Source organism: Mucilaginibacter sp. KACC 22773 (assembly GCF_028736215.1).
Classification (GTDB): Bacteria; Bacteroidota; Bacteroidia; order Sphingobacteriales; family Sphingobacteriaceae; genus Mucilaginibacter.
The window spans coordinates 5956523-5969030 of the sequence record NZ_CP117883.1 but is presented as its reverse complement, the minus strand read 5'-3'; the positions used below and the strand labels follow the sequence as shown (position 1 = coordinate 5969030).

The window sequence follows — 12508 nt, the reverse complement described above, 5'->3', positions numbered from 1 at the left end:
CCCTCAATTGATTGAAATTCTCAAACATTAGATTGATTTTGTCAACATAACCCGCTGATCAACAGCCTACTTTTGTGAAATCAATTTGATACAATAACTAAATAATCAAAAATGGAAACACCAGAAATTAGGATCGCATTAGTAACAGGAGGTAGCCGCGGACTTGGCCGTAATACCGTACTAAGCCTCGCCAAAAAAGGGGTTAGTTCAATTTTTACCTATAACTCAGCTAAAGATGAAGCCGATAAAGTTGCTGAACTGGCTGCGAAGGAAGGCGTAAAAGCAATCGCGCTAAAGTTAGATACAGGCGATATCGCGTCGTTTGATGGCTTTGTTGAGCAGGTAAAAGCAGCTTTGAAAGAAATGGGGTCGGATACGTTAAACTATTTGGTCAACAATGCAGGTATATCCCATCACAACACCATCGTAAAAACGACAGAGGAAGAGCTTGATAAACTTTATAATGTAAATTTTAAAGGCGTCTTTTTCTTAACGCAAAAACTTTTGCCCATCATAAGCGATGGCGGCAGTATCGTTAATATATCAACCGGCCTTACGCGGTTTTGCGTCCAAGAAAGTGGCCCTTATGCGGCACTTAAAGGGGCGATAGAGGTTCATACCCGTTACCTTGCCAAAGAATTGGGCCCACGGGGCATTAAGGTCAATTCCGTAGCTCCGGGCGCGATCCAGACTGATTTTAGTGGCGGCGCTGTAAGGGATAATCCGGAAGCCAATAAATTCGTTTCGAGTGTAACTGCACTTGGCCGTCCCGGCCTACCGGATGACATCGGTCCAATGGTTGCTTCCTTATTATCCGAAGACAATCGTTGGGTAAACGCACAGCGTATCGAAGTTTCGGGTGGTATGTTTTTATAGGACTTTGTCCTTTTGGCGATCCTTTCTGCTACGGAGAGGGTCGCTTAAATTTATTTTCTTACGTTAAACAAAAACAATCATGACTAATTTATCAGGTAAAGTGGCTTTGGTCACCGGTTCCGCCAGGGGAATCGGGAAAGCGATTGCCGAACGGTACGCAAGCCTTGGAGCAGATATAGTGATCAATTATACGCGGGATGAAACGGCGGCAAACGCCACCGTCGAAAGTATTAAAAAACTTGGGAGGAATGCTATTGCTATCCGATGTGATGTATCAAAGACCGCGGAAATCAGGAACTTATTTGAAACGGCGAAACAATCGCTTGGCAAGATCGATATCGTTGTCGTTAACGCCGGTGTTGAATTGGTAGGGATACCTGTGGCAGATTTCTCGGAAGAGCAATTTGACCATATGTTCGGGATCAACACCAAAGGTGCCTTTTTTACAATGCAGGAAGCCGCAAAACACGTGGCTGACAATGGAAGAATCATTTATATTAGTTCCAGCACCTCCGGCTATCCCAGAGCGGGCTATGCGTTACATGGCGGCAGCAAAGTAGCACCTGAATATTTGGTCAGAATATTGGCACAGGAACTTGGAAAACGTGGGATTACCGTAAATTCCATTCTGCCGACAGCGACCGAGGGCGCAGGGGTTAACGCAAACATTCAGGACAAGGTGCGCATCCAAAAATTCATCGACGAGTTTGCGCCGATGGGCCGCCTGGCGGTTGTGGAAGACGTTGCGAATGTGGCAGAGTTTTTTGCCGGTGAATTATCATCTTTTGTGAGCGGTCAGCATCTATTGTTGAGCGGGGGCGGCCTGACCTAAGCTGATAAAGAAACGTTATATTTGATTAACAAAGCAAATGATCACTAATACCTCATTGGACGATTTTTATAAAAGGAACGGTGCCGCGCTGCCCGATCGCATTGCGCGTGAAATCGGCCATTTTAACGTTTTTGAAAGCGAAAAGCTTTTTAACAAAGTAGATGGCACCCGCATCATGCCATACAGCCGTCGCGCTTATTATAAGATTAGTTGGTTAAGAGGTAAAAGTAAAGCGGAATATGCGGATAAAGTGATCGATGTAAAAGGAAATGCCTTATTGTTTGCTACGCCGAAGATTCCCTATAACTGGGTGCCGGAGAACAGTGATCAGACAGGCATGTTCTGTATATTCACGCCAGATTTCTTTTGGCCGGTGAAAAGTGGTGTTATTTTGGACGAACTGCCGATCTTTCAGCCAGGATATACGCCGGTTTTTCAGTTATCAACTGAGGAAATCACCGAGATCGAATACATATTTCGGAAAATGCACCGGGAAATGGAAGCTGATTACAAGTACAAATATGACCTGCTCCGCAACCTGGTGCTGGAACTTATCCATTATGGGCAGAAGTTACAGCCGTTATCTGCATTAAGTGACGCACAAAATGCTTCGGAGCGAATTTATGCTTTGTTTATTGAACTGCTTGAAAGGCAATTTCCAATCGAATCCGTTCACCAAAGGCTTGTTCTAAGAACAGCAAAGGATTACGCGGATCGTTTAGCGGTACATGTTAATCATTTAAATAAAGTGTTAAAGGAAGTGACCGGAAACACGACCACCCATCTGATTGCTAACCGGGTAACACAGGAAGCAAAGATTCTGCTTAAACAAACGGATTGGAATGTTGCAGAGATCTCTAATGCATTAGGATTTGACGATAACGCACAATTTTGCAATTATTTCAAGAAACAGACTTCTTTTTCACCTACATCTTTCAGGCTTAAGGATCAGGAATAACTTTAAATCTCAAATGTCTTTTCTGGCCAGTTAGCATATTTTCTAAATGCACCAGGTGATAGATTTCAATGGCCCTTGTAAAATAGTTAAAATGTTTTCTGAACAGTTTGGAGTAGGTCATATGGATACCCCATGGTTATGTTGCTAATTTTTTCTAAACATCCAATATGGTCAGCACTAAGACTAATTTCAAGCGCTTTGAAGCTGTCCTCCAGGTGCGCAAGCGTTCTGGCACCTACGATTGGAAATGCGTTCTTGGTTAATGTCCAGGCCATTGCTACCTGACCAGGGGTTGCTCCAATATTTTCAGCTATTAACTCTAAATGATCTATAATGGTTTTGGTAGCTGCATCCTCCAGATAGCCGCCCGGTGACGAATGTGTCAGCCGTCCTGCCATGCCTTTGCGATACTTGCCGGTCGGTAAACCACCCGCTAAAGGTGAATAGAGCATGGTACCAAGGCCAAAATGCCCGGCCACAGTCATTAACTCGCGATCAGCTCCTCGTTGCATCAGGTTGTACTCTATCTGCAATGCGGCCAACGGAATCATGCCGGCGATAGCCGCTACTTTCCAGGCAGGGAAATTTGCAAGACCGGTATACAACACTTTACCAGCTTTGACCAAATCTTCAAGGCCCCGGCTTATTTCTTCAATTGGCGTCATTCCGTCATCAAAATGGGGCATATAAATATCAATATAATCGGTATTAAGCCGTTTTAAGCTGGCTTCGACTGCTTGGCGCATAGCTTTACGATGATTCCCCATGTTACCTGATAATGGGCTCACTTCATTGCTTCGGGTATATTTGGTGCATATGATATAATTAGGACGCTGCGACCCTATAAATTTACCGACGATCTCTTCCGCTTCTCCAAGCTGGTAACGGTCGGCCACATCAATAAAATTACCCCCGGCATCAGCAAAGGCCTTCAGGATTTTGGGGATTTCGTCAGCTGCAGATCCATAACCCGCGCGTTCGCCGAAACTTGCAGCGCCTAATATCAACCTGCTCGCGGGTAGGCCCGTTTGGGTTCCAAATAATTTATGTTTCATGTTTCAAAATTCGCTTTGTTATCTAATACATTCAAGTACGGCTAAATTCAGCTACATCAGAAAATACAATATGATGACTTATCTTTGAGGATGTATCAAAAGAAGCTACCCGTTGAACTGGAATGTGGCCTGCACCTTTTTATGGAAGTGATGAACGGGAAATGGAAGATCAACCTAATATGGTGTATTTACTCCGGCATCAAAAGGCCGGGTGAGTTACACCGTCGGAACCGGGTGGAGAATAGATAGCGGCTCGGAGGTATCATTAGGGACATAAATACATTTTTTTCACCTGAAATAAATTGACGATTTTTTATACAAATTTATTGGTAAGATTGATGGTCTCGCGGAGATGATGATTTGTTTCTATCAGTTCCAGGCAATAAGCCGCTGCAAAGACCCGGTTTAACCGATTTGTTAAAGGATCTATTTTACGGGTAGTTGCTTCGTATCCGACACCCTTTTTTTCATCTGTTAACTTCGGAGCTCTGCAGATGGTATAGTCCAGGTCTGACATTTCCAACAATTCTTCCTGGCGCCCAAGGTCTCGAAAAGCATATTTCATATTGCTGACCGATACGATAAACCGTAAGATGAGGGGAGCTGTTTTCCAAGAACTCCCGGCTCCGATGGTACTCAAAGCAATAAATCTTTTGATCCCTCTTTCTTCCATCGCTTTGATCGCATTCCCCGCCGAATGGGATATCAGGTCTTTTGGGGATATCAGTCGGGACCAGGGATTAGGAGAATTTCTTGAAACATCGAGCAGGTTAATAACAGCATCGCATCCTGAGATGGCCTTTTCAACGATTTCAAATTCATAGGGCGTACCTTGAATGATCTTAATGTTATAACCAATAAGCTTTCCAGGAACCCGCGCAATCGCAACAATATCATGGCCTCTTTTTAAGGCTTCCTCAATAACGAGTTTTCCTGTTTTTCCGGTTGCCCCAAGCAATAATATTTTCATAATATTTAAGAATTCATGTCTAATTTTAGAGTGATGGCGAAACTGTTCTGTATGCACCATTTATTTATCATAGCTCACTTTCCGCTTCACTAACTGTACGGTGCGCCTTGTATAATATTCTGGCAAGTATGCGGCCATGTGAAGAATGTTTCCAGGCATCTATCCGGTGATCAAACCACCATTGAAGTTTTTCCACTTCACAGGCTGTCTCATAGCAAATCAATTGCGCCTTTAAATGCGGTTTCGGACTTTCCGTCAGTTGCCGGATTTGCCTGATAAGTTTTTGTACCGCTTGATAAATTTTCCACATGATTAATTTATTTAGATCCGATTAAAAATCGAATTTGATGAACACCCTAGCACCCCATTCCGGCGCGTCAGGGTTATTGAGGTAGGTGAACCGTTTAACCATGTCCACCCGAAGGATCTTAAAAATATTGCTGATACCAACGCTGCCTTCCATATAAGCACCGTTAGAAAGTGTGTAAGTTGTTGGAATACCTGCCGCATTGGTCGGGAAACGCAATAGGGATGGGTCATTCTGCGGGTTATTTTCTGCCCGGATACCTCCCCATAAGGCTTTGAAATTAACGACTTCCCGTAATTTTAATTTTTTCAGCAGCGGTATCCTGTTAAAAATATAGCCATTGAAATTATGGTCCATCGTGATGCTCGCGTAACGATCGCTTACGAACTCCTGAAAATTCATCAAGTTGAAGGATTGTAACTGAAAAGCGTAACTCTGATTTGCCCGGTGGATATCTAACAAGGGGAAAGGCACTTTTCCGAATAGGTAACCTCCTTCTGTAGACACATCCGTAAAGCCAAAATTGGATAAATAGAAACGTTTGGTGATGTTACCGGTTATATTCTGATAATTATAATCGCCGCCAAGAAGACCTTTTACCCCCTGGTTATAACGCAAGGTAAATATCGGATACTTATCAGGAATTGGCGTACGATATAGCTTTCCCTGATAAAATTTTTCTTTTGGCGCATAACGCAATTCCAGGGACATTTCGGTCGTATTGATCCTGTTAACGGAATTCAATGAGCCGTCAGGCAACAGGTTATCGAAGCGCAGTACGCCGGCTGGGCTTTGTCCCCATGTTTTAAAGCCGAGCGTGTAGGAAAAATGGTTTTGGTATTCGTGAACATAATCAAGCTTGAACAGGTCGTTGTACAGCCATTGGTCATTATTGCCGCGTTTAAAGGAGAGCAGCAGGCTGCTTTCCTGAACAAATTGTAACTCTTGCCCGGGTATTTTGGTATCGTGCTGAAAGCTGGCGCGGACATAATGCTGCGGGAATGAATAGATCGATTTGTTATTGATGGAATAGGTGGTACTTAGAAAGTATTTAAACTTTTCATCCTTGGTGCCATAGGCGCCGTAGGTTTCAAAATAGTAGCGTTTGCTTAGTGCCGTAGTGCTGCGCCCGCCAAGCCGCGGTCGAAAACCCTCCACAGGGTTAAAGCTGTAAAAGGTATTGACCGGCCCGACTTCAAACCAGCCAAAACTTTTATAACCTGCCAGGACCAAAGTGGCGATATCCATCGTGCGCCGGAACGAGGGTATGGTTTGCAGGCTGTCAATATTTTTATAAATTCCAGCAGTCTTGGCGTCCAAGGTGTCCGGGCGGTTATTCACCCAGTAAGCATCATCCTTGGTAGCCGCGTTCGGAGCGGTCACCAGCGCCGGTCCGTTATAGGTCTCATTCGGCCGGGGCGAATTGATCTTATAATTCTTTAAAGTCACCACGCGTTCGCCGAAAACCCCACCTCCTTTATCTTTATTAATAGCGAATTCGATCTTCAGGTCACTTTGACTCAGGTGGAAACGCCCATCCGGGTTCTTTTCGAAGGAGAGGGTCGCCTCCATTTCCCGAACGAAATTCAGGTTAATATTTTTGTTCACCGTCAGCAAGGCATTTTGCACCGCGAAATTCCCGTCCATCGTGATATAGATCTTCCCTTCAAAGAGCATATTGTTGGTGTTTCTCGGGGTAAAACTCAGTTCGATCAGTTGCGGTGATTGTTCTTTAAGTATATCGGTGATAAAGAATTTATAGAGGTTTGGAGCATTGTCGGAGATCGGGCTAAGCAGTTGATTGGAAAGCAGCGAGATGTTGTTGTCGTAGATGTTGATATCCTGGTACATCCGGTTGAAATAGGTCGTCAATCCCTGGTTATCAACAAACTTTTCGTCATAGGTTACTTGCTTGCTGGCTTCGATCACCTGTTTTTTCGCGTAGGGCGACTTTCTATAGAAGTTGTTGGAGAGCTTTTCCTCCATGTAAATAGGCAGTAAATTCTTTCCGCCAATATTGGTTGAATCCTGCTCTCGGAAAAGAAACTGGTAATTCTTAAAGATCCTCCGGTTTTTGAACTGGTCTGACAGATTACTTAGCGAAAAAACCATCCGTTCATATTGCCTGTATTCGATATGTTCGTAATTTTCAGGCTGGTTCTGCTTTTTATGCGCGATCACCTGCCTGATCAGTTCCACAGCTGGATTATTTTTATTGCTATATTTTTTCTTTTTAGCAGATACTACACGAACTTCATTAAGCTGCTGGCTGTTTTGCTGCAAAGTAACATTGACCAGTTGCTCCTGTGCGGCTTTTATATCAAGTATTTTGCTGCTATATCCCATGTGCGTAATCGTGATCTTTTGGTAAGAAGCATTCGCGGCAATGGAAAAATGGCCTTCCTCATCAGTCGTTACGCCGTAGTTAGTTCCTGTAAAGAGGACGGACACGGACGATATCGGTTTACCGCTTTTTCCGTCGGTCACCGTTCCGTTCACCGTGGTAATCTGTGCGCGGGCAGCGTTTCCCATCATCAGAATTAATGGTCCGGTAAGGAAACAAATGGACAAAAAGCTGCGGGTGATCGTTCTCGAAATTTTCATAGTATTTATTCTTTATTGCGGGCTGATAATATGACCATCCATCATCTCGATGATCCGGTCAGATTTAGCTGCAAAGTCATTGTCATGCGTGACGGCAATAATGGTTTGGCCATATTCGTGCGCCAGTTCCTGGAAGGCTTCAAATACAGTGTCCGTATTCCTGGAATCCAGGTTACCGGTAGGCTCGTCACCCATAATGATCAACGGGTCGTTGATCAGCGCACGCGCTATGGCGATACGCTGCTGCTGGCCGCCGGAGAGCTTGGAGGCTGGCTTAAGCGCCTGTTCCTCCAAACCCAGCATCCGTAGTTTTTCGTATGCCCTGTGTTCTATCTCTTCCTTAGAATACCTTCCCAGCCGCAAGGCCGGGATCATCACATTTTTCAGGCAGGTGAACTCGTTGAGCAGGTAATGAAATTGAAATACAAAACCTATTTTTTCATTACGAAGCGCCGCCAGCGCATTTTGCTTTTTGCCGGTGACCAGGTCGCCGTCTATGCTCAAGCCGCCCTGGTAGTCCGTATCCATCGTGGAAAGTATATAAAGTAATGTGGACTTTCCGCTGCCGGATTTTCCGACCAGCGTTACAAATTCACCTTTATTGACTGTAAACGAGATATCGTTCAAAACTTTGAATTTCTCAGGATCATAGAAGTATTTTCCGATCCTGTCAGCCTGTAAAATGATCTCCTGTTGCATGATTATTTTCTGAAAATGGATACCGGGTCAACATTCGCGGCTTTCCTGGCGGGAAGGTAGCCCGCCAGCAGGGTGATGACCAGTCCGAATAAACTTCCCCGGATAAAAATGGAACCGTCAAATATGATCGGGAAATAGCCGATGTCGCCTCCGACATAGATCTTGGAGGTAAAAAAGACGAGCAGCCCGGCCATGACCAGTCCGGCTATAATGCCCATCAGGCCGATAAGCGCCCCCTGCAAGACAAAGATCCGGATCACGTCGTTGCCCTGGAAGCCCATGGCTTTAAGGATGGCGATATCATTGATCTTCTGGCTGATGGTCATGTTCAGGATGTTGTAAATTCCGAATCCGGCCACAAGCAGAATAGACATGGATATGGCAGTAACCAGGACACTTCGCATATTCGCTGCGCTCACCAAAGTATTGTTGGCGGCTTTCCAGTCTTCGGCTTTATACCCTGTCAGCGCAGAAAATCGCGCGGAATAATCCGCGGCTTTCGTGAAATCGGTGACGTCGACATCGATATCCGTGACATAACTGGCCCCCTCCCGCATGAGTTGCTGGGCGGAATGTACGCTGATGTACGATTTGGTTTTATCAGTTACGGAATTATTCGTCTTAAACAAGCCGGCAACCTTCATGACCCGGTTGACGTTTCTTGATGAGGTGATGCTGATGTTATCGCCTGTCTTAACATTCATTTTAGCGGCGATCCCAACACCCAGCAGAATTCCGTTCGGCAGGATTGCCAGATCTTCCATCCTGCCTTCTACCATCGTCGGTTTTATATTGAACATCCTGTCCGCTTCTATAATATCTACGCCGGACGCATTACCGTTGATCTGGGAAAGGCCGCTGTTGTAGAATACGCTCACTGCTATTTGCGGCGTGACGATCTGTACGTCGGGCTGCGCTTTCAGTAAGGCTACGATCTTATCCGGGTCAACGATTCGGTCACTTTCCGGTACCACTTTTGGATTGCTGATCATGTCCAGCTTTTTCGAACTGATACTTTTGATCAGCGGCTGGCTGATCTGATCATCTTTATACACCCTGATATGGGGGGTGTTATTAAAGATCATCGTATTGGACTTGCGGGTAAACCCCGCAGTCATACAGTTCATGAATATAAATATCGCAATGCCAATGGTCACGCCCAGGGCAGCGACCAAAGTCAGCTTTCTGCTGGTGATGATATAGGTGATTGATATCTCGGTATCAACGTTATGTTTAAATTGCCTTGCCATAATCAGTGCTGTGGGATAATGATCATTTCGTCTGCCTTGATACCACTTAAAATTTCCACCCAATCTGTCGATATAATTCCCGGATGGACAGACACCTGTTTTTTTCCTTCCTTTAAAGTCACTTTATTGCCGTAACTCAGGTAGGCAGCAGGGATGACTAATGCATTCTTCCTGGTGCCGGTTATAATATTTGCCTCTAACTGCGTACCCGTGATATCCAGTTCCGGTCGTTTTAAAAAATAAGCTTTCACAATGAAGGAACGTGTCGTATCGTCAAAGGCAGGAAGGATCTGCTTCAGGATAGCGGGGTAAACTTTATCCTTATTGGTATTTAATTTGACCATTACAGTATCACCTATTTTCAGTTTCGACATATTGGTTTCGTCGACATTAAGGCGGGCGTAGATCAGGTCCGGGTTACCGATGACCGCGATCACGTCGCCCTGACGGACATAATCACCCAACTGTTTCTGTCTAATGTATATCCTGCCCGTATGAAGTGCGGTGAGCTGATTCTGTTGCTTAACCACCCGGTTGACATCACTGGCATAACGCTGCGAAACCTCCTGTTGCCTGGCGCTCAGCTGCTGATCCTGATATTGCTCCTGTAAAGCCTTTAAGCTGGCCTGGGAATTAGTCAGTGTAAGCTGTGCATTCTCATATTCGGATTTGGAAACACTATTATTCGCAAACAGCCTTTTATACCGGTCTGTCTGCTGCTGATCTAACTGGAGTTTGGCCACGGCCGCCTGGATATTCGCTTTGATCTGTAACAGTGCGGGTGCAGACGGATCGGTTTTTTCGCGTGCGATAGCATACAATTTACTGGCGCTCCTGGCATTGATAACATTTTGGTTGTTATCAATAACAGCCAGCAACTGACCCTGCTGCACGTCATCTCCTTCTTTGAAATTCATTTTCACCAGATAACCATCCGTTTGTGCGGTCAGATTATACTGGTCATCCGCCTGCAACATCCCGGATGCGAAGACCATTTCGGTGATATCTTTATGAATGGGTTTGGTTTCCGGTATTTTGCTTCCGCAGGAGGCCAGTAGGATTAAACCGGCGATAACGATACCTATATATGCTCTTTTCATTTGATGGTATTACTAAGGATAATTTTACTTTTTGCGTATTCAGTTGTCGCCTGGAGGGCCACTGTATTCAGGCTGCTGTTAAGCCAGTCGTCAAAAGAGTTAATAAGATCTGTTGCCGAAAGCAGGCCTTCCCGGTAGATCGCCAGGTTTTTGTAATAGGAATCTTTACGAAGAGATTCGATATCCACCGCAAGCCGGTAACTTTTGAAAGCTTTCTGATAATCCAGCTCAAGCTGGTTATTATTGATCCGGTCCTGTAGCATATTGTGCTGCCAGTTATTTTTGGCGATCTGCAGGTTGACGCGGTCATATTTGACCGATGCGATCTTCGATGCCTCGGGCAACAGGGGAATAGTCAACCTTAAACCAACGAAACTTGTTCCAAACCAGCTGCTGCTATCGAAGAAATGATTGTTGGTAGTTTGTTGCCAGCCGAAAGAGCTGAAAAGGTTTACCGTTGGTAAAAGCCACCGCTTGTCAGCCCGGAGTGTCGCCTCCTGGTATTTGGTTTGCCATTCGCTCTGCCGCTGGAGGAGGTCGCTATTTGCGGAAAGGCTGAAGTCCGGTCCGGATTGCTTATCTTTTTCTGACGGCGCGATAACCACGCTTGCAGCAGAGTCGATGTCCGCTAGTAATTTCAGGCTGTTGTACTGCTGGGAAAGCTGGACTTCTAGCTGCTGCAACTTATCTTTAACGGTCAGGCGGTTTGCGTCTCCGTTATTTACATCCTGCCCCCTGGCGAGACCTTCCTGCTGCCTGTTCTTTAAAATGGTACTAAGCGTATCTGCATTTGCCAGGCTTTTCTCCGTAACTGTGATCTGTCGCTGGTAAGAAAGGATGTTATGATAAGCCGCTGAAATACTTTCGAAAACTGCCTTTTTATCTAACAGATTATTAACGGCTACTAATTGTTCGTTAGTTTTATTTGCTCTGACCAATGCGGCAGCGTAAGGATTGATCAGGTCAATTTGTGGAGCGAACGTGACATTGCTCTGGTACTTTTGCCCGAAAGTCACGGGTTGAAACGTACCCGCCGGCCCGCCAAATACTTCAGCCGGGATAAAACTCGTATTGAGCTTGGTATTATCCGTTAGCGTGAACGTCGTTCTGCCCTGCAGGTTCCACTGACCCAGCCTAGCCGCAAGCGTCTGGTATTTTGCCAGGGTGGCTTGCTGGCCGGCATTGCGGAAAGTAGTGCTGTGGCTGTCTGCATAAGTATAAACTTCATCCAGGGAATGAAAGATTACCTTTTGCTGTGCCCAAACAAACGGGCCATGCAGCAACAACACCAGTATAAATGAATAGTTAGCCGCTTTCATGTTTAACGCGTTACGGGAATGTTCAGGGTAACCAGGATCTCTTCAGGAGTGCCATGGCGATTGATGTTATAGTCATGCGGGTTGAATTTGAAATCGCCTTTAAAGGCGCCTTCTGCGTTATTACCGATAAAGGTGAACGTGATGGTAATTTCCTTGGTGACGCCTTTAAGGGTCAGCTTGCCGCTGGCTTCATAAGCATTTCCTTTTCTCGAAATAGCTTCGGACTGAAATTTGATGATGGGATATTTCTTAGCATCCATCGCTTCTTCCGACAGCGCATGGTTGGTTTTCAGAAAATTACCGGTGCTTAAACTTCCGGCATCGATCGTAGCCGTTAAATTGCTGGACTCCAAATGCGCAGGATCAAAATTTAAGCTCGCTTTTAAGCCTGTAAATGTTCCTTCTATTTTTTTGCCGGATATTTTAACCGAATAGTCGTCCTCTTTTACCTTCCAGGTAGTGATCACGTTGAAGGCCATATTACTCATACCGATAACGATCAGTAAAAGCAGCACATTGATGTTCTTTTTCATGGTGT

12 protein-coding genes are annotated in these 12508 nt (G+C 45.1%); 3 read left to right on the top strand and 9 right to left on the bottom strand.

Annotated elements, in window-relative coordinates; genetic code table 11:
• Nucleotides 1–111: 111 nt before the first annotated feature.
• The 3 genes from PQ469_RS24740 to PQ469_RS24730 all read left to right on the top strand — a co-directional run bounded on the left by PQ469_RS24740 (nt 112) and on the right by PQ469_RS24730 (nt 2666).
• Nucleotides 112–876, top strand: coding sequence for an SDR family NAD(P)-dependent oxidoreductase (locus PQ469_RS24740; protein ID WP_274210053.1), 765 nt, complete (start codon nt 112–114; stop codon nt 874–876).
• Between the two features lie 79 nt (nt 877–955).
• Nucleotides 956–1708, top strand: coding sequence for an SDR family NAD(P)-dependent oxidoreductase (locus tag PQ469_RS24735; RefSeq protein ID WP_274210052.1), 753 nt, complete (start codon nt 956–958; stop codon nt 1706–1708).
• Between the two features lie 37 nt (nt 1709–1745).
• Complete coding sequence (locus tag PQ469_RS24730) at nt 1746–2666, top strand: helix-turn-helix domain-containing protein (RefSeq protein WP_274210051.1); 921 nt, start codon at nt 1746–1748, stop codon at nt 2664–2666.
• An 86-nt stretch (nt 2667–2752) separates the two neighbouring features.
• Here PQ469_RS24730 and PQ469_RS24725 read toward each other — a convergent pair whose 3' ends face one another.
• The 9 genes from PQ469_RS24725 to PQ469_RS24685 all read right to left on the bottom strand — a co-directional run bounded on the left by PQ469_RS24725 (nt 2753) and on the right by PQ469_RS24685 (nt 12503).
• Nucleotides 2753–3721, bottom strand: a complete 969-nt coding sequence (locus tag PQ469_RS24725) for an aldo/keto reductase (RefSeq protein WP_274210050.1) — start codon at nt 3719–3721, stop codon at nt 2753–2755.
• A 313-nt stretch (nt 3722–4034) separates the two neighbouring features.
• Complete coding sequence (locus tag PQ469_RS24720; protein WP_274210049.1) at nt 4035–4691, bottom strand: NAD(P)-dependent oxidoreductase; 657 nt, start codon at nt 4689–4691, stop codon at nt 4035–4037.
• A gap of 67 nt (nt 4692–4758) precedes the next feature.
• Entirely contained in the window at nt 4759–5001 is a 243-nt protein-coding gene (locus PQ469_RS24715) for a hypothetical protein (protein ID WP_274210048.1), read from the bottom strand.
• Between the two features lie 21 nt (nt 5002–5022).
• A complete protein-coding gene (locus PQ469_RS24710) occupies nt 5023–7602 on the bottom strand; it encodes a DUF5686 and carboxypeptidase-like regulatory domain-containing protein (protein ID WP_274210047.1) in 2580 nt (859 codons plus the stop codon).
• Nucleotides 7603–7614: 12 nt separating this feature from the next.
• Entirely contained in the window at nt 7615–8301 is a 687-nt protein-coding gene (locus tag PQ469_RS24705) for an ABC transporter ATP-binding protein (protein WP_274210046.1), read from the bottom strand.
• A gap of 2 nt (nt 8302–8303) precedes the next feature.
• Nucleotides 8304–9551, bottom strand: a complete 1248-nt coding sequence (locus PQ469_RS24700) for an ABC transporter permease (RefSeq protein ID WP_274210045.1) — start codon at nt 9549–9551, stop codon at nt 8304–8306.
• A gap of 2 nt (nt 9552–9553) precedes the next feature.
• Nucleotides 9554–10651, bottom strand: coding sequence for an efflux RND transporter periplasmic adaptor subunit (locus PQ469_RS24695; protein ID WP_274210044.1), 1098 nt, complete (start codon nt 10649–10651; stop codon nt 9554–9556).
• Nucleotides 10648–11970 (bottom strand): TolC family protein, encoded by a 1323-nt coding sequence (locus PQ469_RS24690; RefSeq protein WP_274210043.1) that lies wholly within the window; start codon nt 11968–11970, stop codon nt 10648–10650. The genes PQ469_RS24695 and PQ469_RS24690 overlap by 4 nt, the downstream gene beginning before the upstream one ends.
• Nucleotides 11971–11972: 2 nt before the next feature.
• Nucleotides 11973–12503, bottom strand: coding sequence for a YceI family protein (locus PQ469_RS24685; protein ID WP_274210042.1), 531 nt, complete (start codon nt 12501–12503; stop codon nt 11973–11975).
• Nucleotides 12504–12508 lie beyond the last annotated feature (5 nt).

Bases quoted from the DNA above. Each gene is read 5' to 3' on its own strand.
- PQ469_RS24690 (WP_274210043.1), bottom strand. From the start codon at position 11,970: ATGAAAGCGGCTAACTATTCATTTATACTGGTGTTGTTGCTGCATGGC.
- PQ469_RS24715 (WP_274210048.1), bottom strand. From the start codon at position 5,001: ATGTGGAAAATTTATCAAGCGGTACAAAAACTTATCAGGCAAATCCGG.
- PQ469_RS24740 (WP_274210053.1), top strand. From the start codon at position 112: ATGGAAACACCAGAAATTAGGATCGCATTAGTAACAGGAGGTAGCCGC.
- PQ469_RS24710 (WP_274210047.1), bottom strand. From the start codon at position 7,602: ATGAAAATTTCGAGAACGATCACCCGCAGCTTTTTGTCCATTTGTTTC.
- PQ469_RS24695 (WP_274210044.1), bottom strand. From the start codon at position 10,651: ATGAAAAGAGCATATATAGGTATCGTTATCGCCGGTTTAATCCTACTG.
- PQ469_RS24720 (WP_274210049.1), bottom strand. From the start codon at position 4,691: ATGAAAATATTATTGCTTGGGGCAACCGGAAAAACAGGAAAACTCGTT.
- PQ469_RS24735 (WP_274210052.1), top strand. From the start codon at position 956: ATGACTAATTTATCAGGTAAAGTGGCTTTGGTCACCGGTTCCGCCAGG.
- PQ469_RS24685 (WP_274210042.1), bottom strand. From the start codon at position 12,503: ATGAAAAAGAACATCAATGTGCTGCTTTTACTGATCGTTATCGGTATG.
- PQ469_RS24730 (WP_274210051.1), top strand. From the start codon at position 1,746: ATGATCACTAATACCTCATTGGACGATTTTTATAAAAGGAACGGTGCC.
- PQ469_RS24725 (WP_274210050.1), bottom strand. From the start codon at position 3,721: ATGAAACATAAATTATTTGGAACCCAAACGGGCCTACCCGCGAGCAGG.
- PQ469_RS24705 (WP_274210046.1), bottom strand. From the start codon at position 8,301: ATGCAACAGGAGATCATTTTACAGGCTGACAGGATCGGAAAATACTTC.
- PQ469_RS24700 (WP_274210045.1), bottom strand. From the start codon at position 9,551: ATGGCAAGGCAATTTAAACATAACGTTGATACCGAGATATCAATCACC.